The following is a 21356-nucleotide window of genomic DNA, read 5'->3' on the forward strand; positions in this document are numbered from 1 at the left end:
CCCTGTAAAATTTTGGAATCAGAATGAGCTTTATTAAAGTTACCCTTTTTTTAATAAGACAAACTAGAAAATTTCCAATTTTAAAGTTTTTTTATCTTGACATATTACCAGTCGTCTTTAAATTATTAATAAATTGGAGAAAATAATTATAGTTTATATAATATATACGTTATATTACTATTAATATATCATTTGTTATTATATTATATTTACCAATGAAAGATAAGAGAATATAATATAAAAAACAGATATAAGAAGAGGCGTGGTTATATGAAAAAGGTAGTTGTAATATTTAATGGTGGAACTATATCAATGAGAGTTGATGAAAGAATACATGCTGCAATTCCTACTTTAAAAGGTGAAGAAGTAATGTCGATGGTTACTGGAATAGAAGAATTTGCAGAAATAGAAAGTTATGATTTTTCTAATAATCCAGGGCCACATATGACACCTAAAATAATGCTAGAACTTTCTAACTACATAAAGAAGTTTTTAGAAAGAGACGATGTTAGTGGTGTAGTTGTAACTCATGGTACTGATTCATTAGAAGAGACAGCATATTTATTAGATTTAACAATAGATAGTGATAAGCCGGTTATAGTTACTGGAGCTATGAGAAATTCATCAGAATTAGGATACGATGGACCAGCTAATTTAGCTGCTTCTATATGTACTGCTATATCAGATGAAAGTAGAAAAAGAGGAGTTTTAGTGTGCATGAATAACGAAGTGCATCTAGCATCTCAAGTTACAAAATCACATTCTATGAATTTAGATGCATTTAGAAGTCCAGAGTTTGGATCTATAGGAATTGTTGATGATAATAAAGTTTTATATTACAGAAGAGCATTTATGAAAAGACAATTTATAACTTCAGACAAGATAGAAGATAAAGTTGCACTTATAAAGGCTGTAGCTGGTGATAATAGCGATGTTATGAAGTATTTAATAAGTATTGGCTATAAAGGATTTGTAATAGAAGGCATGGGTAGAGGTAATGTGCCACCAGCGATGTTAGAAGGAATAAAAATGGCTATAGATAATAATTTGCCAGTAGTTCTAGTATCAAGATGCTTTAATGGAAGAGTATTAGATTCTTATGGATACGAAGGCGGAGGAAAAACATTAAGAAATATGGGAGTAATTTTTGGCGATGATTTATGTGGTCAAAAAGCTAGAATAAAGTTAATGTTAGCATTAGGAGAAAATAAAGATTTAGATAGAATAAAAGAGATATTTGAAGAAGGACGTTATTAATAAATAGTATTGTTTTTACTATATATATATTTACAATAATAGATATATAAATTATAATTTATTGAGGTGGATGTTGCAAAGTGACTTAGGTTGTTTTGCAACATTCTATTTATGATAATATAAAAAATATAGTATACTTAGGATAAATAGAGTTAAGATTATATCAATTATTAAATATTAAATAATAATTGATAATTGTGAATTATGAAGAATATGTGATATAATCCATAGTATTGAATGATTTTTGCCAATCGGGAAGGATGGTACCATGCTAAAGAGTATGACTGGGTTTGGACGTGGTATATATTCAGAAGATAATTTAGGATTTACAATTGAAATGAAAAGTGTAAATCATAGATTTCTTGATTTGAATATTAGAATGCCAAGAAGTATTATGGCCACAGAGGATAAAATACGTAAAATAGTATCTAAAAGCTTAACAAGAGGTAAGGTAGATATTTTTATAACTCAAAATAATAGTGGGGAAAATTCAGGTGTTGCTACTTTTAACAAAGAATTAGGCGACAGTTATTTTAAATGTTTAACGGATATTAAAAAAATGTATAATTTAACTGATGAACCTACTTTATCTTTACTATCAAAATTTCCAGATGTAATTACAGTAGAAGCTGCAGAATTAAATGAGGAAGAAGCATTTAGAGTTCTTAAGGTAGCTTTAGATGAGGCTATAGAAAATATTGTTTTGATGAGAGTTAAAGAAGGAGAGAAACTAAAAGAAGATTTACTAAAAAAACTTCAAGGTATTGAAAAAAATGTTGATTCATTATGTGAATTAAGTAAAGATACTGTAGAAAGTTATAGAGTAAAGCTTTCAGAAAGAGTTGAAGAACTTTTAGAGGGATCCAATATTAATGTTGATGAAAATAGAATTGCTCAAGAAGTAGCAATTTTTGCTGATAAAAGTTGTGTAGATGAGGAAACAGTAAGATTATATAGTCATATAAATCAAATGAGGGATAATCTTAATTTAAATGAACCAGTAGGAAGAAAACTTGATTTTATTGTACAAGAGATGAATAGAGAGGCTAATACTATAGCATCAAAAGCTAATGATATTAGAGTAACTAATATAAGTATAAGTTTAAAAAATGAAATAGAAAAAATAAGAGAGCAAATTCAAAATATTGAATAGTTTAGGAGGATTTTCATGGGCATTAAATTAATTAATATCGGATTTGGAAATATAGTATCTGCTAATAGATTAGTAGCTATAGTGTCACCGGAATCAGCACCAATCAAAAGAATAATTCAAGAAGCAAGAGATAGAGGTATGTTAATAGATGCTACATATGGTAGAAGAACAAGAGCTGTTATAGTTACAGATTCTGATCATGTAATATTATCAGCAGTACAACCAGAAACAGTAGCACACAGATTAAGCACAAAAGGTGAAGAGCAAGGTATAGAAGAGGTTGATGAATAATATGCAATATGATAATTACGATAAAGGACTTTTAATTGTAATATCTGGTCCATCAGGAGCTGGAAAAGGAACAATTTGCAAAGCGTTAGTAGAAAAAGGAGATTATTTTGTATCTGTTTCTGCTACTACTAGAAATCCAAGAGAAGGAGAAGTTGATGGAAAGTCATACTATTTCCTAAATAAAGAAGATTTTATAAACAAGATAGAATCAGGTGATTTTTTAGAACATGCAGAAGTTCATGGAAATCTATATGGTACACCAAAATCAAGTGTTTTAGAAAAACTTGATGAAGGTAAAGATGTTATATTAGAAATAGATATACAAGGTGCGCTTAAAGTAAAAGAAACTTATCCAGATGGAGTATTTATATTTATTCTTCCACCATCTATGGATGAACTTAAAAAGAGACTTATTGGAAGAGGTTCAGAGACACCAGAATCATTACTTACAAGGTTTAACACTGCATTTAAAGAAATAAATTATATATCTAAATATAATTATGCCGTAGTAAATGATGAAGTTAATGTTGCCGTTGATAAAATTGAGGGTATATTATTAGCAGAAAGATGCAGAGTAGATAGAGTAAAAGAAATTATGTTGAATTCTAAGGAGGATATTATAAATGAGTGATGCAATGATCAATCCATCAGTTTATAAACTAAAAAAAATAACAGGAGACAGATATTCTTTAGTTGTAATAACATCAAAAAGAGCTAGAGAAATTATTGATGGTGATGAACCATTAGTAAACATAAAGTCAAACAAAGCATTAACAATAGCTATAAACGAAGTTAATGAAGGAAAAATTGAATTCGAAAAAGTTGAAGAAGGTATAAAATAGTATATAAAAAGAGGGATATTATGGGAAAAACAGTTGTTTTGGGCGTTACCGGTGGAATAGCTTCTTATAAGGCTTTAGATATTGTTTCTAGATTGAAAAAGAAGGACATAGATGTTCATGTAATAATGACAGAGCATGCGAAGGAGTTTGTAACTCCATTATCTTTTCAATCGTTAAGCTCTAATATGGTTATTTATGATATGTTTGAAGAACCAAGAGCTTTTGAAATACAACATATATCTTTAGCAAAGAAAGCAGATGTTCTTTTAGTGGCACCAGCTACAGCTAATATAATTGGTAAGGTTGCTAACGGAATAGCTGATGATATGTTATCAACTACTATAATGGCTACTAAGTCACAGGTTATATTTGCACCAGCAATGAATACAAATATGTATGAAAATCCTATAGTACAGAATAATATAGAAAAGTTAAAAAAGTATGGATATAAGTTCATAGAACCAGGTAGTGGAAGACTTGCTTGTGGAGATATGGGTAAAGGTAAATTAGCAGATGTTGATGATATTTGCGAAATAGTAGAATCTGCGTTATATGATAAAAAAGATTTAAGTGGTAAAAAAGTATTAGTATCTGCAGGACCAACAATAAGTAAAATTGATCCTGTAAGGTATCTTACCAATAATTCTAGTGGTAAGATGGGATATGAAATTGCAAGAGAAGCCAGGGATAGAGGTGCTAAAGTTACATTAGTTAGTGGACCAACTAATATTAAGGCACCCCTTGGAGTTAATGTTATTAATATATCTACTAATGAAGAAATGAAAAATGCTATAATGGATAGACAAGAGGAATTTGACATTATAGTAATGTCAGCTGCAGTAGCAGATTACAAAGCTAAGCATTATAGTGATAAAAAGATTAAAAAAGGCAATGAAGATTTAGTTATTGAGTTTGAAAGAGATTCTGACATTTTAAAATTACTAGGTAAAGTGAAAAAAGATAACATTTTAGTAGGTTTTGCCGCTGAAAGTAATGATTTATTAGAAAATGCTAGAGGAAAGCTTATAAAGAAGAACTTAGATTTTATAGTTGCTAATGATATTTCCACTAATGAATATGGATTTAAAAGTGATTTTAATAAAGTAACTATTATATCTAAAAGTGGAAAAGAATTAGTTTTAGATAAGATGACAAAAAGAGAAGTTGCTAGAAATCTATTTGATACGATATTGGAAAAAAGCCTCTAGGGGCTTTTTTTTCAATTCACTTAATTCAGTGCACAGTTGGCAGTGCACAGTGCACAGTGAATGTGGAAATTTCGTAGGAATTTCAACCAAAACTGTGCAATGAAAAAGGAGGTGTTTTATGGAGCTTTATGCAGGGATAGTAATTGAGGTTGATCATTATGGGTTAGATAATATATTCACATACAAGGTTCCTAGTGAAATGAATGATACTATTGCTATTGGGAAAAGAGTTACTATTCCTTTTGGTGTTAGTAATAAAAAGATAGATGGATATGTATACGAAATATATTATTGTAGACCTGAGAGTAGTAAGAGTTATAGATTAAAGTATATAAAAGAAATAAAAGATGATATAGAGCATTTTACAGAAGAAGATAAGAAGGTTATACAGTTCATAAAGGATAAATATCTTGCTACTTATATTGATTGTATAAGGTTAATAACACCGCCGGGGGCAGATAAGGGATCGAAGATAAAGGTTGAAAAGAAACTATATATAGAAAGACCGTTAGATGGCAAATTTGATAAGGAGCCATATATATCTATATACAATGAAGTACAATATAATGAAGGAAAGTATAGTAAGAATACTTTAAGTAAAAGTAGAGGGTTATCATTATCATCTATAAATACTTTAATAAAGCACCAATACATAAAAGAAGAAGAAAAAAGGGTGCTTAGATATAATAGTAAGAATTATATCAAAGAAGAAGAAAAAAATCTTACACTACAGCAAAATATGGCGTTAGATACTATAAACAATAGTTTTTATAATAAATTTTTAATACATGGAGTTACTGGTAGTGGAAAAACAGAGGTTTTTATAAGGCTTATAGAGGAAAGTTTAAAAAATGATAAGGATGTTATCATATTAGTACCGGAAATTTCTCTTACACCTCAGATGGTAGAGAGAATAAAGGGAAGATTACAAATAGAGATTGGTGTTTTTCACTCAAAAATGAGTGTTGGTGAAAAATATGACTTTTGGTACTCTATAAAAAAGAAAGAAATAAAGGTTGCTATTGGTCCTAGATCAGCTTTATTTTTACCTTTTAGCAATTTGGGACTCATAATAATTGATGAGGAACATGAAAATACATACAAGTCTGAGACTGATCCTAAATATGATGCTAGAGAAGTAGCTGAGTTTTTAATGGATATGAAGGGTGGAAAAGTAGTTTTAGCATCGGCTACTCCAAGTTTAGAAAGTTATACAAAAGGGAAAAGCGGACATTATAAGCTTATTGAGATGTCTGATAGAATTCCTGGGGCGGTGATGCCTAAAATTGAAGTAGTAGATATGAGATCAGAATTAAGTAATGGTAATAGTTCTATTTTTTCTAAAAGCTTGTTTGAAAAGATAAATGATAGATTAGAAAAGAAAGAACAGATAATATTATTTCTTAATAGAAGAGGTGATTCCTCCTTTGTTTCTTGTAGAGCTTGTGGTTTTGTATATAAGTGTCCTAATTGTGATGTATCATTAACACTTCATAGATCAGAAAATATATTAGAATGTCATTATTGTGGATATAAGGTTAGACCACAAATTAAGTGCCCAAAATGTAAGAGTAAATATATAAAGTTCTTTGGAATAGGTACGGAGAAGGTTGAAAGATTAACTAAAAAAGCTTTTCCAAGTGCCAATGTAGAAAGAATGGATTTGGACACAATGAAGGGAAGAAATTCTTTTAGTGAAGTTTACGAAAAACTTAAAAATAATGAGATAGATATATTAATAGGAACACAAATGATAACAAAGGGGTTTGATTTTAAAAATGTAACATTAGTAGGTGTTTTAGCAGCAGATTTAACTCTTAACATCCCTCAGTATAAGTCTGCAGAAAGGACATTTCAGTTACTTACACAAGTTGCGGGAAGAGCTGGCAGAGGTGCAAAGAAAGGTGAGGTAGTTATACAGACCTATACTCCAGGAAACTATGCAATTCAGAGGGCTGAAAAAATTGATTATAAAGGATTTTATAGTGACGAGGTAGATATAAGACAGGCAATGAAGTATCCTCCTTTTGGAGAGATTGTATTGGTAAATCTATTTTATAGTAAAGAGGATGAGGTTGTAGATACTATAAATGTTTTAGCAAAAGAAATGAAATCTAAGTTTACTGATTTGTCAATTCTTGGACCAGTTCCTTGTCCAATTTTAAAAATAAATAATAATTTTCGATATCAAATTATTATAAAAGGGGATTTATCTCAAAAGATTAATAAAAATATCAAAGATTTTGTGTATAATATAGTAAAGAAAAAAAATAATAATATAAAAATTTCAGTAGACATAAATCCAAATGATTTACTGTGATAATATAGTATATTTATAGGAGGCATTAACATGGCAATAAGAAATGTTAGAAAGATAGGAGATCCACTTTTAAGAAAGAAGAGTAAAGTAGTTGAGAAAATAGACAGAAGAACTCTTATTTTAATAGAAGATATGATAGATACAATGTATGAAGAAGATGGAGTAGGTCTTGCTGCACCACAAGTAGGGGTTTTAAAGAGAATAGTTGTTATTGATATTGGAGATGGACCAATGGTATTAATCAACCCTGAAATAATAAAAACTGAAGGAAGTTATAGAGATTTTGAAGGATGTCTTTCTATACCAGGAGAAAGCAAAGAAGTAGATAGACCAATGAAGGTATGGGTAAAAGCTCAAGATGAAAATGGTAAAGTAAGAGAACTTGTAGGAGAAGAGTTACTTGCAAGAGCTTTTTGTCATGAAATAGATCACTTAGAGGGAATATTATTTGTTGATAAAGCAGTAGAAAGTGAGGAATAATACTATGAATATAGTTTTTATGGGAACTCCTGAATTTGCAGTTCCATCTTTAGAAGCTATGATTAGCAATTATAATGTAGTAGGTGTTTTTACACAACCAGATAGACCTAAGGGTAGAGGAAAGAAACTTGCTTTTTCTGCAGTTAAGGAAGTAGCGGTTAAACATAATATAGATGTATATCAACCTGAAAAGCTTAGAAATGAAAGAGAATATATTGACAAATTAAAAGAACTTTCACCAGATTTTATAATAGTTGTTGCATATGGGCAAATACTTCCTAAGGAAGTATTAGATATTCCTAAATATGCATGCATTAATTTACATGGATCACTATTACCTAAGTATAGAGGAGCAGCACCACTTAATTGGGCTGTTATTGATGGTGAAAAAGTATCAGGAAATACAACTATGATTATGGATGTTGGATTAGATGAAGGTGATATGCTTCTAAAACAAGAAGTAGAAATTACAGAAAATATGACAGCAGGACAATTACATGACATTCTAATGGTAGAGGGTGGAAAACTGTTAGTTGAGACTATAGATAAGTTTGTAAAAGGTGAAATAGTTCCTGAAAAACAAGATGGTAGTTTATCTAACTATGCTTCTATGCTGTCTAAAGAAACAGGAAAAATAAATTGGAATAAAACAGCGGTGGAAATTCATAACTTAGTAAGAGGGGTAAATCCATGGCCTATTGCTACAACAATGTATGGTGATAAGGTAGTAAAGATATATGAGACAACTCCATTAGAGGAAAACTGCAATGACACACCAGGTACTATATTAAAAGCTGACAATGATGGAATCAGGGTAGCTACAGGAGATAAAGTGTTATTGATAAAGAAAATTCAATTTCCAAATAAAAAACCTTTAGAAGTAAAAGAATACTTAAAAGGAAATTCAATAGAGGAAAAGGTAGTATTAATATGAAGAGTGGAAGAGAAGTAGCAGTAGAAGTTTTAGATGAGGTATTTTTTAAAAAAGCTTATTCAAATATAGCATTAAATAATGCATTGAATAAGAGTAATGTTAGAGATATAGATAAAGGATTAATAACTGAACTTGTATATGGAACATTAAAACATAAATATACAATAGATGAAATTATAAAAGCGATAACAGGAAGAAATATAAGAGATATTGATAAATTTTCTATTAACATAATAAGAATAACTATATATCAATTAAAATATCTTAGCAGAATTCCTGAATTTGCAGCAGTAAATGAAGCTGTAGAATTAACTAAAAAGAGAGCTGGAATAAAGATGGCTTCATTTGTTAATGCAGTAGTAAGAACTTATATTAGAGGAGATAAGAAGCCTACATTTAAAAACATAGATTATAAAGAAGCTTTTAAATATTCATTAGAACCATGGATGATTCAAAGTTTAAGAAAAGACTATGGAACATATTCTCCAGCTATATTTAAGGGGCTTAATGAAAGACCCGCCGTTACAGTAAGAGTTAATTGCCTAAAAGGTGATTATGATGATGTTTTTGCTAAGTTAGAAGAACTTGGCTATGAAGTAAATGAGGGATTTGTATCTCCAGATGCTATTGAAATTGTTAGAGGAAAGTCAATAGAAGAAAATCCTTTATTTAAGGAAGGATATATAACAGTACAAGATGAATCTGCTATGCTTGTTGCATCAATAATGGATTTAGAAGAAGGTTTTGATGTTTTAGATGTATGTGCTGCACCAGGCGGTAAAACTACACATATAGCTGAACTTATGAATAATAAAGGTAAAGTAGTAGCTTGTGATATTCATGAAAATAAGCTTAAACTAGTAGAAGAGAATGCAGAAAGATTAGGAATCGATATAATTGAAACTAAAACTTATAATGGTGAAGAATTTAATGAAGAGTTTGAAAATTCTTTTGATAGAGTTCTTATAGATGTACCTTGTTCTGGACTTGGAATTATAAGAAAAAAACCAGAAATTAAGTGGGAGAAAAAAGAATCAGATATTTCTTCAATTCAAAATATTCAAAGAAATATTATGAAGAATGCTTCCAAATATGTTAAGAAAGATGGAGTGTTAGTATATTCTACTTGTACATTAAACTTAAAAGAAAATGATGGAAATGTAAAATGGTTTTTAGAAAATAATCCTGATTATGAAATAGAAAAAGTGTTTTTTGGTGCACTAGATAATATGATATATGATAAATTAGGATATGTAACTATATTGCCAAATAAATCAATGGATGGTTTCTTTATGGCTAAATTTAGAAGAAAGTAATAAGCAAGGTGAGAGTATGATAAACATATTAGATTTAACAAAAGAAGAAATAAAACAATGGATGGTTGAAAATGGTGAAAGTAAATTTAGAGGTGAACAAGTTGTAAGTTGGATTTACAAAAAGGTATTTGAATTTGATAATATGAAAAATATACCTGCATCATTAAAAGAAAAATTAAAGAATAATTTTTATTTTTCGATACCTGAAATAGTGGAAAGATATATTTCAAAAGATGGTAGAACAATAAAATATTTGCTAAAACTTAGAGATGGCTATATTATAGAAGCAGTACTTATGAAATATGACTATGGAAATACAGTATGTTTATCAACTCAAGTTGGATGTAGAATGGGTTGTAAGTTCTGTGCATCTACTATAGGTGGCAGACTTAGAAACCTTTCAAGTGGTGAGATATTAAGTGAAATTTTAGTTATGGAAAATGACTGTAATGAGAGAGTATCGAATATAGTACTTATGGGGACTGGGGAGCCTTTTGATAATTATGATAATGTTATGAAATTTATAAGAGAAGTTAATGCTGATTATGGATTAAATATAGGGCAAAGACATATAACAGTATCTACTTGTGGAATTGTTCCTAAAATAATAGAATTTGCCAATGAGAAAACTCAAGTTACATTGGCTATATCACTACATTCAACTACCGATGAAAATAGAAAAAAGATAATGCCTATAGCTAATAAATATTCTATAGATGAATTATTAGAAGCTTGTAGGTATTATATTAAAACTACTAGTAGAAGAATAACTTTTGAATACTCATTAGTTAAAGGGGTAAATGATTCAGTAGAGCAAGCTAAAGAACTAAGCAAATTATTAAAGGGTATGCTTTGTCATGTAAATTTAATTCCTGTAAATGAAGTAAAAGAAAGTGGTTTTGTAAGATCTACAGAAAAAGATATAGAAGGATTCAGAAAAGTATTAGAGAATAATGGCATTGAAGCAACTGTTAGAAAAGAAATGGGTGGAGATATCAATGCAGCATGTGGTCAGCTTAGAAGAGATTATGTGGAGAAAATGAGGGATAAGGATGTTAGGGTTCGTTAGTGATGTGGGAAATGTTAGAACATTAAATGAAGATTATTATGGTTATTTACAAGATAAAGACTATAGTATATATGTTATTGCTGATGGAATGGGTGGACATAATGCAGGTGAAGTAGCAAGTAAAATAGCTGTAGAAGAAACAATAAATGTTTTTAAAAAGACTAGGAGTATAACAGAAGCGATACGAAAAGCTAATGAAAAGATTTATCTTCTTAGTGTAGAGGATAAGAAATTAAGTGGAATGGGAACTACAATTACAGTAGCAGTAATAGAAAATAATAATATTGAAATAGGTCATGTGGGGGATAGTTCATGTTTTGTTATAGATGGTGATGAGATTGTTAAAATAACTAGAGATCATTCATTAGTTCAAGAACTTATAGAAATTGGATCTATAACAGAAGAACAGGCGAAGACTCATCCTAATAGAAATATAATAACTAGGGCACTAGGAACTAATGATACTATTGATATTGATGTATATAAATTAGAACTTACTGGCAAGGAAAAATTTATATTGTGTACAGATGGATTAAGTAATTATATAGAACAAGATGAGATGCTAGCCATAGTAAATAAAGAAGACTGTAAAAAAGCTTGTTTAGATATGGTAGAGTTAGCTAAGTCTAGAGGAGGTAGAGATAACATTACAGTTATAGTATTTGAAGGAGAGGGTAGAGAATGTTAGGTGTAGTTATAGCTGATAGGTACGAGATACTAGAGAAAATTGGAGAAGGTGGAATGGCTCTAGTTTTCAAAGCTAAAGATTTAAAATTACAACGTATAGTTGCAGTGAAAGTTTTAAAAGAAGAATATTTACAAGATAGTGAATTTGTAAAAAAATTTAAAGCTGAAGCTATAGCAGCAGGAAGTATTTCTGATGGAAATATAGTTAATATTTTCGATGTAGGTACTGATGGAAATGTAAACTACATTGTAATGGAATATTTGCAGGGGAAAACATTGAAAGAAATTATAAATGAAAAAGGTAAAATCCACTGTGAAGATGCTATTGAAATTTCACTACAAATAGCAAAGGCATTAGATTGTGCACATAGAAGTAATATTATACATAGAGATATTAAGCCTCATAATATCATGATTACTGATTATGGAATAGTAAAGGTGATGGATTTTGGTATAGCCAAAGCAGTGAATTCTACAACTATAACAAATACTAATGTAGTATTGGGGTCAGTGCATTATATATCACCAGAACAAGCAAAAGGACAGTATGTAAATAAAACTTGTGATTTATATTCTTTAGGAGCTGTAATGTATGAAATGGTTACAGGAGTAGTTCCTTATGATGGTGACACTCCTGTATCTATAGCAATCAAGCATATACAAGAAGAATTAATAGAACCAAAAACACTTAATCCAAATGTGCCAGAATCATTAAATAAAGTAATAGTTAAGTTATTACAAAAAAATCCTGATATGAGATATCAAAGTGCTAAAGAATTACAAGTTGATCTTATAAAAATCAAAAATGGTGAATCTTTAGAAAATAATTATGAAGAAGAATTTACAAAAGTTTTGCCTAGAGTAGATGATATAAATAGTATGATGAAAAATAGTAATACTAATACAGAAAATAATAACGAAGATTTAAATGGTGGCAAAACTGATATTGATGATGAAGATGAAGAAAATGATGAAGATGATGATTCTAAGAAATTAAATGTAGATAAGAAAAAAGCTATGATTTTTGCAATAGCTTTAGCAGCAGTATTATTACTTGTAGTTGGTGTTGTTGTTATGCCAGCATTATCATCAGATAGTAGTAGTGACAAAGTAACTGTACCTTCTATATTAAAAATGGATAAGGCAGAAGCAAAGAAAAAGGTTGAAAAGGCTGGATTAACATTTAAGATAGTTGAAAAAAAGAAAAGTTCAGAACAAGAAGGAAAAGTTATTAATGTTAGTCCTAAGGTAGGAACCGAAGTTAAAAAAGGTTCAGTAGTAAAAGTTACAATTTCATTAGGCCCTGGTGATACAGAAGTTCCAGATGTTACAGGAAAATCACAAAAAGAAGCAGAAGCGGCACTAGAGAAAGCTGGATTTAAAGTCGGCGATGTAACAACAGAATATAGTGATACTATCACTTATGGATTAGTAATGTCTCAAGATCCTAAAGGTGGGGATAAGGTAGATAAAGGTGAAACTGTAAACTTAGTAATATCAAATGGACCAAAGGCTAGAGAATACAACCTTATAGGTAAGACAGTAGATGATGCAAAAAGTGAAGTAGGTTCTTTTGCTAAAATAAGTGTGTCAAATGAAACAGTTAAAACTAATGATTCAAGTAAAGATGGACTTATTGGAGCACAAGATAAGACATCAGTTAGGATAAACGAAACAATTACAGTATCATTGTATAAATATGAGAGAGATAAAGATATGGTGCAAGTACCATACCTTAATGGACAAAACTTAAAAGATGTGATGAATTCATATAAAAATAAATTAACAATTGTGGCAACTGATGAATATGGTCAAAGTATAAGTGGAAATTATGGAGATTATACTATTTCAAAAGGTCCAGATAATGCTGGTGAAAGTGTAGAAAAAGGTTCTACTATTTACGTTACATGTAAAGGTAAGAATAATAGTAATAATGGAAATAGTTCTAGTAATAATCCATATGACGACATTGCTAAGATGAAAGGTAAAAATTTGGCATCAGTATTAAATGATTGGAGTAAAACATATACAATAGAGCCAAGGATAGATGGATGGAAAGAGTTTGAAGGTAATACAAGTGATTATAAAGTAATTGATGGATGGACTGAAGGAGAAAAAATTATATTAAGTGTATCTGAAAATTAAAATGGAGGTAACATGGAAGGAACAATAATAAAAGGAATAGGCGGATTTTATTATGTAGATATTGATGGGGAAGTTATTGAGTGTAAGGCTAGGGGAAAATTTAGAAATGCAAAAGTATCACCGATAGTAGGAGATAGAGTTAAAATAACTTTAGAAAATGGAAAAGGTGCTATTGAAGAGATTAAAGAAAGATCTAATATGCTTATAAGACCACTAGTGGCAAATGTAACTCAAGCTTTTGTAGTATTTGCTATAAAGAAACCTGATTTAAATATGGACCTTTTGAATAAGTTCCTTCTACTATGTGAATACAATCATATAGAAGCGGTAGTTGTTTTTAATAAATGTGATTTGATTACAGAAGAAGAAAAAGAATATTATAGTGAGCTATTAGAAAAAGCTCACTATAATGTGATATTTGTAGAAGGAAAGTCAGGAAAAAATTTAGATAAGTTAAAAGAACTTATGAAAGATAATATTACTGTATTTTGTGGACCTTCAGGAGTAGGAAAATCTACTATATCTAATAAGTTAGTAGGAAGAGAGCTTATGGAGACAGGAGAAATCTCTGAAAAGTTAAAGAGAGGTAAACATACTACTAGACATTCAGAACTTATAGAGTCAGACCATGGATTTTTAGTAGATACTCCAGGTTTCTCTAACTTAGATTTATCTTTTCTGAAGGAAGAAGAAGTTAAAGATTACATAAGAGATTTTCATGATTTTGAAGGAAGATGTAAATTTACTTCTTGTGCCCATGTATCTGAGCCTAAATGTGCAGTAAAAGATGCAGTAGAAGAAGGAAAAATATCTAGAGAGAGATATGAATTTTATCTAGATGTTTTAGAAGAAGCTAAAAACAGGAGGAATAAAAGATGATAAAAATTGCTCCATCAATATTATCTGCTGATTTTAGCAGATTAGGAGAAGAAATAGAATTATTAGATAAAAGTGGTGCAGACATTATTCATATAGATGTTATGGATGGTCATTTTGTTCCAAACTTAACTTTTGGAATGCCAGTGGTAAAGGCTATTAGAAAGTATACTAAATTACCTTTTGATGTTCATTTAATGATAGAGAATCCAGCAATGTATGTTAAAGATTTTATTGATGCAGGAGCAGATATAATAACAGTTCATTATGAAAGTGATAGACATATCGACAGAACAATAAATCTTATAAAAGAAAATGGATGTAAAGCTGGTATAGTTATAAATCCAGGTACATCTGTAGAAGTAATAAAACACCTAATACCTATTGTTGATATGATTTTAATTATGAGTGTAAATCCAGGTTTTGGTGGTCAAAAATTTATAGAGTATTCAGTAGATAAAATCAAAGAAGTTAGAGCTATTGCTGATAAAGTAAATAAAGATCTAATGATTGAAGTAGATGGTGGAATAACAACTGATAATATTGGAAAGGTTGTGGCAGCTGGTGCTGATGTTCTTGTAGCAGGTTCAGCAGTATTTAACGGTGGAAAAGTAAAAGAAAATATAGCTGCATTAAAAGCACAAGCAAAATGAGGGGCATTGTAATCTTAGGAGGAGATGCTCCTTCTTTAGAATTATTAAAAGAATATATTACTGATGATACTATAATAATTGCTGCTGATAGTGGAGGAGATTCCCTATATAAGTATAATATTGTACCAACACATTTAGTTGGAGATTTAGACTCAATATCACAAGAGGCTCTAGAATTTTTTAAGAAAAGTACAAATATTAATGTATATCCGAGAGAAAAAGATGAAACAGATGGATATATTGCTATTGATTTAGCTCTTAAGTCTAATTGTAGCGATATTTATATCTTTGGTGCTATAGGGGAAAGGATGGATCATGTTTTAGCTAATATAGGGCTTTTAAATGTTATTTTGAACCGTGATGCAAAAGGATATATAGTAGACGAGAATAATTTAATATTTCTTATGAAAGAAAGTGGAGAGATTAAATATAAAAAAGATAAAAGACTTTCACTTACTGCTTTTGGTGATACTGTTAGGGGATTATCAATAATAGATGCAAAATATTTATTAAAGGATTATGATTTACAATTTGGAGATTCAAGAACAGTATCAAATGAGTTTTTAGATAAGGATGTAACGGTAAAATTTAAATCAGGAATTTTATTAGTAATGATAACTTCTGATAAAAAGTAGAAACAAAGGAATATTACCTACATATAATATAATACAATACAATGTACTTATATTTATAAGGTGGGGGTATTTATGAAGATAATAGTATGGAAAGTTCCAAAATTCTTAAGCAGAATAATTAAAACTTTTAGAAAAAAATCTTGTTAGACATAATAATAAAGAAAAGTGGTAACCTAATGGTAGCCACTTTTCTTTATGAACATAAAAAATTAGAACACTGAAAAGTATTCTAATTTATTTAACGCTATTATATAGCACGTTCAATCTTTCCAGAACGTAAGCATCTAGTACAAACATGAACAGTTCTTGGTGAACCTTTAACTATAGCCTTAATCTTTTTAACGTTTGGAGCCCAAGTTCTCTTAGAAGCTCTGTGAGAGTGGCTATATTGTGAACCAGATATAACGCCTTTTCCGCATACATCACATTTTCTTGACATTTAGTTACACCTCCCTTAAAGCAGTGTAGTATTTAAACTGAAATTAGACAATTCATATTTTAACACAAAGTTATTCTTATATGCAAGGGTGAAGAGAAATAATTCTTTATTTCCTTGAATATATCTTAGGTTTAATATAAAATTAATATAATGGTTGAATATTTTAAGGAGGAATCGGAATGATGAATATTAATAATGAAAACGGCAATATTATCTATTCAGATGAAGTTATTGCTAATATAGTAGGAATATCAACTATGGAATGCTACGGTGTAGTAGGAATGGCATCAAAAAGCCCTAAGGATGGATTATGGGAACTTCTAAAAGGGGAAAATCTATCTAAAGGTGTAAAAGTTAATTGCAAAGATGAAATATTAAATATTGAAATATATATTATTGTTGAATATGGCACAAAAATTTCTGTAATTGCCAACAATATTATTCAAAAGGTAAAATACAACATTGAAAACTTAACAGGACTAAAAGTATCTACTATAACTGTTAATGTTCAAGGCGTAAGAGTTTAAGGAGGTACTAAGGTTTGAGTATTAAAAAAATAGGCGGCAAAGACTTTTATTATATGATTATAAGTGGCTGCAATAACTTAGAAGAACAAAAGAACTATGTAAATTCATTAAATGTATTTCCAGTTCCAGATGGTGATACTGGTACGAACATGTCAATGACATTCAGAAGTGCAACAGAAGAAATATTATCTTTAAAAGATGAAACTATAGGAGAGGTATCTAAAAAGCTTTCTAGAGGGGCTCTTATGGGCGCTAGAGGTAACTCAGGTGTTATCCTATCTCAAATTTTTAGAGGTATTGCTAAGGGATTAGAAGGTAAATCAGAAGTTACTAGTTCAGATTTAGCTAATGCGATAGAAGAAGGAGCAAAGTCTGCTTATAAAGCTGTTATGAGACCAACAGAAGGTACAATATTAACAGTTATAAGATCAGCAGGAGAACATGCATTAAATTATAAAGGTGACGACGTAATAGAATTACTTGAAGAAGTTATAAAAGGTAGTGAAGATACGTTAAATAAGACACCAGATATGCTTCCAGCTTTAAAAGCTGCTAAGGTAGTAGATGCTGGAGGAATGGGACTTTTAGTTATCTTTAAAGGAATGCTTAAAGAATTAAAAGAAGGAAATAAGCCTTCATTAGATGGTGTTGGAGAAACTGTAGAAGTTTCATCTAAGGCTGAGTTAAATGGTGAAGCTGAAATTACTTATGGATATTGTACTGAATTCTTTATAAATACAACTTCAATTACTAGTGAAGAGTTTAAAAAAGAAATAGAAAATATGGGTGATTCTTTAATTTCTGTAGGTAGCGATGGATTAATAAAGATTCATATACACACAGAACAACCAGGAGAAGTATTAACTAAGGCATTAGCTCATGGTAGTCTATCAAAAATAAAAATAGATAATATGAGAGAACAACATAGAAAAGTTTTAGAAGCAGAATATGAAACAGGAACTACTATAGATAATTCTTCAAATGAAGAAAAAGAATATGGGTTTGTAGCTGTAGCCATGGGAAGCGGAATAAAGAAAATATTTGAGAATGACTTAAATGTTGACGTAGTAATTGAAGGCGGTCAAACTATGAATCCAAGTACTCAAGATTTTATCGATGCTGTTGGTAAAATTAATGCTAAGAATATAGTTATACTTCCTAATAATAAAAATGTTGTTATGGCAGCTAACCAAGCAAAAGATGTTTGTGAAAAGAATGTAATAGTTATTCCAACTAGAACTATTCCTCAAGGTATCGCAGCTATAACTGTATTTAATGGCGATGCTAGTGTAGAAGACAATGAATCTAATATGAATGAAGCAGTAAGCAATGTTAAGAGTGCTTCTGTTACTTTTGCGGTAAGAGATACTGAAATAGAAGGTAAAGAAATTAAAGAAGGCGACATTCTAGGGTTAATAGAAGGAAAAGTTAAGGTTGTAGGTCATAGCATCAATGAAGTAGTAAAAGAATTATTAGAAAATCTTGTAGATGATGAATCTTCACTTATATCTTTATATTCAGGAGAAGATGTTAAGGAAGAAGAAAATTCTCTATATAAAGAATTAGAAAATATATATGATGATATTGATGTTCTAACTTATAAGGGAGAACAGCCATTATATTACTATTTAATTTCTGTAGAATAATTATACAAAGAAGTTGAAATAAATCCATGAATTTCACCAATAATATAATTGGATGATTCATGGATTTTTTATTGAGGTGTATAAAATATGAATATTTCTGATGATATAATAACCTTAAAAGGTATTGGAGAAAAAGCAAAGGCAGAACTTAATAAATGTGGAGTGTTCACTATATATGACTTATTATTATACTTTCCAAGAACATATGAAAACATCGAAAGAGTAAAATCTTTAGATGAAGTAGAAGAGGGCGAAAAAGTTGTACTTATGGGAAGAATGAAGAGCCTTAATCAAAGAAAAAGTGGATATAAAACAATAACTCATGGTGTTTTAGAAGGTGATGGTGGAACATTTGAAGTATATTGGTTTAACGTTACATATATAAGAAATGTTTATAAGGTGGGAAATACATATCTACTTATGGGAAAGGTAAAACTTTTGAGAGGAAAGGTAACGTTATCAAATCCTACAATTTTTAAAGGTGAAGATAATAGAAAAAATATAATGCCTGTTTATCATTTAAAAGGTTCTCTTAAAAATTCTTATATGATAAAAACTATAAAGGGATTGTTAGAAACTGTTTCTATAGAGGAAAATTTACCTGAAAGAATAATAAAGAAATTTAAGTTTTGTTCTTTAGATGAGGCACTTAGGAATATACATTTTCCTGAAAACTCTACATTGCTTAAGGAAGCAACAAGAAGACTTAAGTTTCAAGAGTTATTTTCTTATTCATTAAAAGTTTTGATGCTTAAGGATTATATTAATAATAATAAAAAGGGAATTAAATTTAATATAACTAAGGAACTTTCTGATTTAAAGGAACAATTGCCATTTCAATTAACATCAGCACAAAGTAGAGCTGTAAGAGAAATATTAAAGGATGAAAAGAAAGAGACAGCAATGAATAGATTACTACAAGGTGATGTTGGATCAGGAAAGACAGTAGTTGCAGCCATAGCTGTTTTTAATGTAGTTATCAATGGTTATCAAGGATGTGTAATGGCACCAACAGAAATATTAGCTACGCAGCATTATGAAGAGTTTAAAAAGTTGTTTGAAAGATTTAATTTAAACATAGAATTATTAGTAGGATCAAGAACATTAAAAGAAAAAAGAGATATAAAAGAGAGACTTTATAACGGAGAAATAGATATATTGATTGGTACTCATGCGTTAATAGAAGACGATGTAGAATTTAAAAATCTAGGAATCATTGTAGCTGATGAACAACATAGATTTGGAGTTGCACAAAGAAATAAACTATACTCTAAAGAGAATAAGGCAGATATATTAGTTATGACAGCAACACCAATTCCGAGAACTTTAAGTTTGTATATCTATGGCGACTTAGATGTATCTGTTATTGATGAATTACCACCAGGAAGAAAAAAGATAGATACGAAGTTTGTAGATAGTAATAGAAAGTATAAAGTATATGAGTTCCTAAAGAAGCAACTAGAAGAAGGAAGACAAGGATATGTAGTATGCCCTCTTATTGAAGACGATGATGGAAGTGATTTAACATCAGTAGAAAAGCTTTATAAAGAACTAAAGGAAGATTATTTTAAAGAAGAATCTATTGAAATTTTACATGGCAAAATGAAACCAAAAGAAAAAGATGAGATAATGAATAGATTTAAAAATAAAGAAATAAAAATATTAATTTCTACAACAGTAATAGAAGTAGGAATAAATGTACCTAATTCCAATGTGATGATAATAGAAAATTGTGAAAGATTCGGATTATCACAATTACATCAACTTAGAGGTAGAGTTGGAAGAGGGGAGCATAAGTCCTATTGTTTCTTAGTTGGAAATTGCAAAAGTGAAAAGACTCGTAGAAGGATGGCTATAATGGAAGAATCTAATGATGGATTCTATATATCACAAGAAGATTTAAAGCTTAGGGGGACTGGTGACCTGTTTGGCTTTAGGCAAAGTGGAGAGGATGGTCTTATTTTAAGTGATATCTTTGAAGATTTTGATCTTTTACGAGATGCAAATAATGAAGCGAAGGCACTTTTAAACAGTGAAGAAGAAGAAGATATGAAAATAAAGGATGAGATGATTGAAAGGCTAGAAGGATATAATCAATATATATCCTTTAATTAGGAAGTAAAGAGGGAAAAGTAAAAGGGTGGATAGGACCACCCTTTTATGAGGAGAATTATAGGAAGAGCCATTTGGCATCAGTTATATTATTGACAAAATAGAAGTATTTATACATATAATTTTGTATAAAATAATTCAATATGATAAAATAAAAAAGAATTAAAAATAGGGAGGACCAAAGATGAGAATAATTTCTGGTAAAGCAAGAGGAAGAAAAATATTATCTCCAGAAAGCATGGAAACAAGACCAACATTAGACAGAATAAAAGAATCAATTTTTAATATAATACAAAATAAAACACCAGATGCTGTAGCTTGTGATATATTCTCAGGGACAGGAAGTTTAGGACTTGAAACAGCTAGTAGATGGGCAAAAAGAGTATATCTTGTGGATAAAAGTCCTAGAGCATATAAAAATCTTCAAGCTAATGTGGAAAACTTAAAATTTCAAGATGTATGTACAACATTAAATATGGATGCTTATGATGCATTAAGAGAGTTTAAGAGAAGAGGAGAAGTTTTTGATCTAATATTTATAGATCCACCATATGCAAAAGAAATGATTCCTCCAGCAATGGAAATAATCTATGATTTAGAGTTATTAAAAGAAGATGGGATAATAGTAACTAAGATAGATTCTAGTGAGGAAATTTATGATGGCTTTAAAAATATAAAGCTATATGATAAGAGAAAGTATGGAAATACTACAGTTATTTTTTATAGAATAGAAAATTAAAATAACTAAATTTATATTTATAGGGAG

The 21356-nt window shown here is 29.7% G+C and carries 21 protein-coding genes; 20 read left to right on the forward strand and 1 reads right to left on the reverse strand.

Features of this window, described 5'->3' with window-relative positions; genetic code table 11:
* The first annotated feature begins 270 nt into the window (after nucleotides 1-270).
* The 16 genes from KQI30_RS08405 to KQI30_RS08480 all read left to right on the forward strand — a co-directional run bounded on the left by KQI30_RS08405 (nucleotide 271) and on the right by KQI30_RS08480 (nucleotide 15866).
* Complete coding sequence (locus KQI30_RS08405) at nucleotides 271-1257, forward strand: asparaginase (protein ID WP_216462860.1); 987 nt, start codon at nucleotides 271-273, stop codon at nucleotides 1255-1257.
* Nucleotides 1258-1525: 268 nt separating this feature from the next.
* Nucleotides 1526-2410, forward strand: a complete 885-nt coding sequence (locus KQI30_RS08410; RefSeq protein ID WP_216462861.1) for a YicC/YloC family endoribonuclease — start codon at nucleotides 1526-1528, stop codon at nucleotides 2408-2410.
* Between the two features lie 15 nt (nucleotides 2411-2425).
* Nucleotides 2426-2701: an extracellular matrix/biofilm regulator RemA gene (gene remA / locus KQI30_RS08415; protein ID WP_044038752.1), complete on the forward strand. Its 276-nt coding sequence runs from the start codon at nucleotides 2426-2428 to the stop codon at nucleotides 2699-2701.
* 1 nt (nucleotide 2702) lies between these two features.
* Nucleotides 2703-3332, forward strand: coding sequence for a guanylate kinase (gene gmk, locus KQI30_RS08420; protein WP_437177725.1), 630 nt, complete (start codon nucleotides 2703-2705; stop codon nucleotides 3330-3332).
* Complete coding sequence (gene rpoZ, locus KQI30_RS08425) at nucleotides 3325-3543, forward strand: DNA-directed RNA polymerase subunit omega (RefSeq protein WP_216462863.1); 219 nt, start codon at nucleotides 3325-3327, stop codon at nucleotides 3541-3543. The genes gmk and rpoZ overlap by 8 nt, the downstream gene beginning before the upstream one ends.
* Nucleotides 3544-3563: 20 nt before the next feature.
* On the forward strand, nucleotides 3564-4751 hold the full coding sequence (gene coaBC / locus KQI30_RS08430) for a bifunctional phosphopantothenoylcysteine decarboxylase/phosphopantothenate--cysteine ligase CoaBC (RefSeq protein WP_216462864.1): 1188 nt from the start codon (nucleotides 3564-3566) through the stop codon (nucleotides 4749-4751).
* A 118-nt stretch (nucleotides 4752-4869) separates the two neighbouring features.
* A complete protein-coding gene (gene priA, locus KQI30_RS08435) occupies nucleotides 4870-7071 on the forward strand; it encodes a primosomal protein N' (protein ID WP_216462865.1) in 2202 nt (733 codons plus the stop codon).
* A gap of 30 nt (nucleotides 7072-7101) precedes the next feature.
* Nucleotides 7102-7551 carry a peptide deformylase gene (def, locus tag KQI30_RS08440; RefSeq protein ID WP_216462866.1) on the forward strand — a complete coding sequence of 150 codons (450 nt, stop codon included), beginning with the start codon at nucleotides 7102-7104 and terminating at the stop codon, nucleotides 7549-7551.
* A 4-nt stretch (nucleotides 7552-7555) separates the two neighbouring features.
* Nucleotides 7556-8485 carry a methionyl-tRNA formyltransferase gene (gene fmt / locus KQI30_RS08445; RefSeq protein ID WP_216462867.1) on the forward strand — a complete coding sequence of 310 codons (930 nt, stop codon included), beginning with the start codon at nucleotides 7556-7558 and terminating at the stop codon, nucleotides 8483-8485.
* Nucleotides 8482-9801, forward strand: coding sequence for a 16S rRNA (cytosine(967)-C(5))-methyltransferase RsmB (gene rsmB, locus KQI30_RS08450; RefSeq protein ID WP_216462868.1), 1320 nt, complete (start codon nucleotides 8482-8484; stop codon nucleotides 9799-9801). Before fmt ends, rsmB begins: the two co-directional genes overlap by 4 nt.
* 16 nt (nucleotides 9802-9817) lie before the next feature.
* On the forward strand, nucleotides 9818-10870 hold the full coding sequence (rlmN, locus tag KQI30_RS08455; protein WP_216462869.1) for a 23S rRNA (adenine(2503)-C(2))-methyltransferase RlmN: 1053 nt from the start codon (nucleotides 9818-9820) through the stop codon (nucleotides 10868-10870).
* On the forward strand, nucleotides 10854-11558 hold the full coding sequence (locus KQI30_RS08460; RefSeq protein ID WP_216462870.1) for a Stp1/IreP family PP2C-type Ser/Thr phosphatase: 705 nt from the start codon (nucleotides 10854-10856) through the stop codon (nucleotides 11556-11558). The genes rlmN and KQI30_RS08460 overlap by 17 nt, the downstream gene beginning before the upstream one ends.
* On the forward strand, nucleotides 11552-13702 hold the full coding sequence (pknB, locus tag KQI30_RS08465) for a Stk1 family PASTA domain-containing Ser/Thr kinase (protein ID WP_216462871.1): 2151 nt from the start codon (nucleotides 11552-11554) through the stop codon (nucleotides 13700-13702). Before KQI30_RS08460 ends, pknB begins: the two co-directional genes overlap by 7 nt.
* A gap of 12 nt (nucleotides 13703-13714) precedes the next feature.
* Entirely contained in the window at nucleotides 13715-14581 is an 867-nt protein-coding gene (gene rsgA, locus KQI30_RS08470; protein ID WP_216462872.1) for a ribosome small subunit-dependent GTPase A, read from the forward strand.
* A complete protein-coding gene (gene rpe, locus KQI30_RS08475; RefSeq protein ID WP_216462873.1) occupies nucleotides 14578-15231 on the forward strand; it encodes a ribulose-phosphate 3-epimerase in 654 nt (217 codons plus the stop codon). Before rsgA ends, rpe begins: the two co-directional genes overlap by 4 nt.
* Nucleotides 15228-15866, forward strand: coding sequence for a thiamine diphosphokinase (locus KQI30_RS08480; RefSeq protein ID WP_216462874.1), 639 nt, complete (start codon nucleotides 15228-15230; stop codon nucleotides 15864-15866). Before rpe ends, KQI30_RS08480 begins: the two co-directional genes overlap by 4 nt.
* A 247-nt stretch (nucleotides 15867-16113) precedes the next feature.
* On the opposite strand, the gene rpmB is transcribed toward KQI30_RS08480, so the two are convergent.
* Nucleotides 16114-16305, reverse strand: a complete 192-nt coding sequence (gene rpmB, locus KQI30_RS08485) for a 50S ribosomal protein L28 (protein ID WP_044038724.1) — start codon at nucleotides 16303-16305, stop codon at nucleotides 16114-16116.
* Nucleotides 16306-16484: 179 nt separating this feature from the next.
* Between rpmB and KQI30_RS08490 the strand changes: the two genes are divergently transcribed.
* The 4 genes from KQI30_RS08490 to rsmD all read left to right on the forward strand — a co-directional run bounded on the left by KQI30_RS08490 (nucleotide 16485) and on the right by rsmD (nucleotide 21329).
* Nucleotides 16485-16832 carry an Asp23/Gls24 family envelope stress response protein gene (locus tag KQI30_RS08490; protein ID WP_216462875.1) on the forward strand — a complete coding sequence of 116 codons (348 nt, stop codon included), beginning with the start codon at nucleotides 16485-16487 and terminating at the stop codon, nucleotides 16830-16832.
* A gap of 53 nt (nucleotides 16833-16885) precedes the next feature.
* The gene (locus KQI30_RS08495) at nucleotides 16886-18478 is read left to right on the forward strand and encodes a DAK2 domain-containing protein (protein WP_437177726.1); all 1593 of its coding nucleotides are present in this window, start codon (nucleotides 16886-16888) and stop codon (nucleotides 18476-18478) included.
* Nucleotides 18479-18565: 87 nt separating this feature from the next.
* Nucleotides 18566-20593, forward strand: a complete 2028-nt coding sequence (gene recG / locus KQI30_RS08500) for an ATP-dependent DNA helicase RecG (RefSeq protein ID WP_216462877.1) — start codon at nucleotides 18566-18568, stop codon at nucleotides 20591-20593.
* 181 nt (nucleotides 20594-20774) lie between these two features.
* The gene (gene rsmD, locus KQI30_RS08505) at nucleotides 20775-21329 is read left to right on the forward strand and encodes a 16S rRNA (guanine(966)-N(2))-methyltransferase RsmD (RefSeq protein WP_216462878.1); all 555 of its coding nucleotides are present in this window, start codon (nucleotides 20775-20777) and stop codon (nucleotides 21327-21329) included.
* Nucleotides 21330-21356 lie beyond the last annotated feature (27 nt).

The sequence above is a fragment of the Clostridium bornimense genome (assembly GCF_018917145.1).
Taxonomy (GTDB): Bacteria; Bacillota; Clostridia; order Clostridiales; family Clostridiaceae; genus Clostridium_AN; species Clostridium_AN bornimense_A.

Bases quoted from the DNA above. Each gene is read 5' to 3' on its own strand.
- KQI30_RS08405 (WP_216462860.1), top strand. From the start codon at position 271: ATGAAAAAGGTAGTTGTAATATTTAATGGTGGAACTATATCAATGAGA.
- KQI30_RS08410 (WP_216462861.1), top strand. From the start codon at position 1,526: ATGCTAAAGAGTATGACTGGGTTTGGACGTGGTATATATTCAGAAGAT.
- remA (WP_044038752.1), top strand. From the start codon at position 2,426: ATGGGCATTAAATTAATTAATATCGGATTTGGAAATATAGTATCTGCT.
- gmk (WP_437177725.1), top strand. From the start codon at position 2,703: ATGCAATATGATAATTACGATAAAGGACTTTTAATTGTAATATCTGGT.
- rpoZ (WP_216462863.1), top strand. From the start codon at position 3,325: ATGAGTGATGCAATGATCAATCCATCAGTTTATAAACTAAAAAAAATA.
- coaBC (WP_216462864.1), top strand. From the start codon at position 3,564: ATGGGAAAAACAGTTGTTTTGGGCGTTACCGGTGGAATAGCTTCTTAT.
- priA (WP_216462865.1), top strand. From the start codon at position 4,870: ATGGAGCTTTATGCAGGGATAGTAATTGAGGTTGATCATTATGGGTTA.
- def (WP_216462866.1), top strand. From the start codon at position 7,102: ATGGCAATAAGAAATGTTAGAAAGATAGGAGATCCACTTTTAAGAAAG.
- fmt (WP_216462867.1), top strand. From the start codon at position 7,556: ATGAATATAGTTTTTATGGGAACTCCTGAATTTGCAGTTCCATCTTTA.
- rsmB (WP_216462868.1), top strand. From the start codon at position 8,482: ATGAAGAGTGGAAGAGAAGTAGCAGTAGAAGTTTTAGATGAGGTATTT.
- rlmN (WP_216462869.1), top strand. From the start codon at position 9,818: ATGATAAACATATTAGATTTAACAAAAGAAGAAATAAAACAATGGATG.
- KQI30_RS08460 (WP_216462870.1), top strand. From the start codon at position 10,854: ATGTTAGGGTTCGTTAGTGATGTGGGAAATGTTAGAACATTAAATGAA.
- pknB (WP_216462871.1), top strand. From the start codon at position 11,552: ATGTTAGGTGTAGTTATAGCTGATAGGTACGAGATACTAGAGAAAATT.
- rsgA (WP_216462872.1), top strand. From the start codon at position 13,715: ATGGAAGGAACAATAATAAAAGGAATAGGCGGATTTTATTATGTAGAT.
- rpe (WP_216462873.1), top strand. From the start codon at position 14,578: ATGATAAAAATTGCTCCATCAATATTATCTGCTGATTTTAGCAGATTA.
- KQI30_RS08480 (WP_216462874.1), top strand. From the start codon at position 15,228: ATGAGGGGCATTGTAATCTTAGGAGGAGATGCTCCTTCTTTAGAATTA.
- rpmB (WP_044038724.1), bottom strand. From the start codon at position 16,305: ATGTCAAGAAAATGTGATGTATGCGGAAAAGGCGTTATATCTGGTTCA.
- KQI30_RS08490 (WP_216462875.1), top strand. From the start codon at position 16,485: ATGATGAATATTAATAATGAAAACGGCAATATTATCTATTCAGATGAA.
- KQI30_RS08495 (WP_437177726.1), top strand. From the start codon at position 16,886: ATGATTATAAGTGGCTGCAATAACTTAGAAGAACAAAAGAACTATGTA.
- recG (WP_216462877.1), top strand. From the start codon at position 18,566: ATGAATATTTCTGATGATATAATAACCTTAAAAGGTATTGGAGAAAAA.
- rsmD (WP_216462878.1), top strand. From the start codon at position 20,775: ATGAGAATAATTTCTGGTAAAGCAAGAGGAAGAAAAATATTATCTCCA.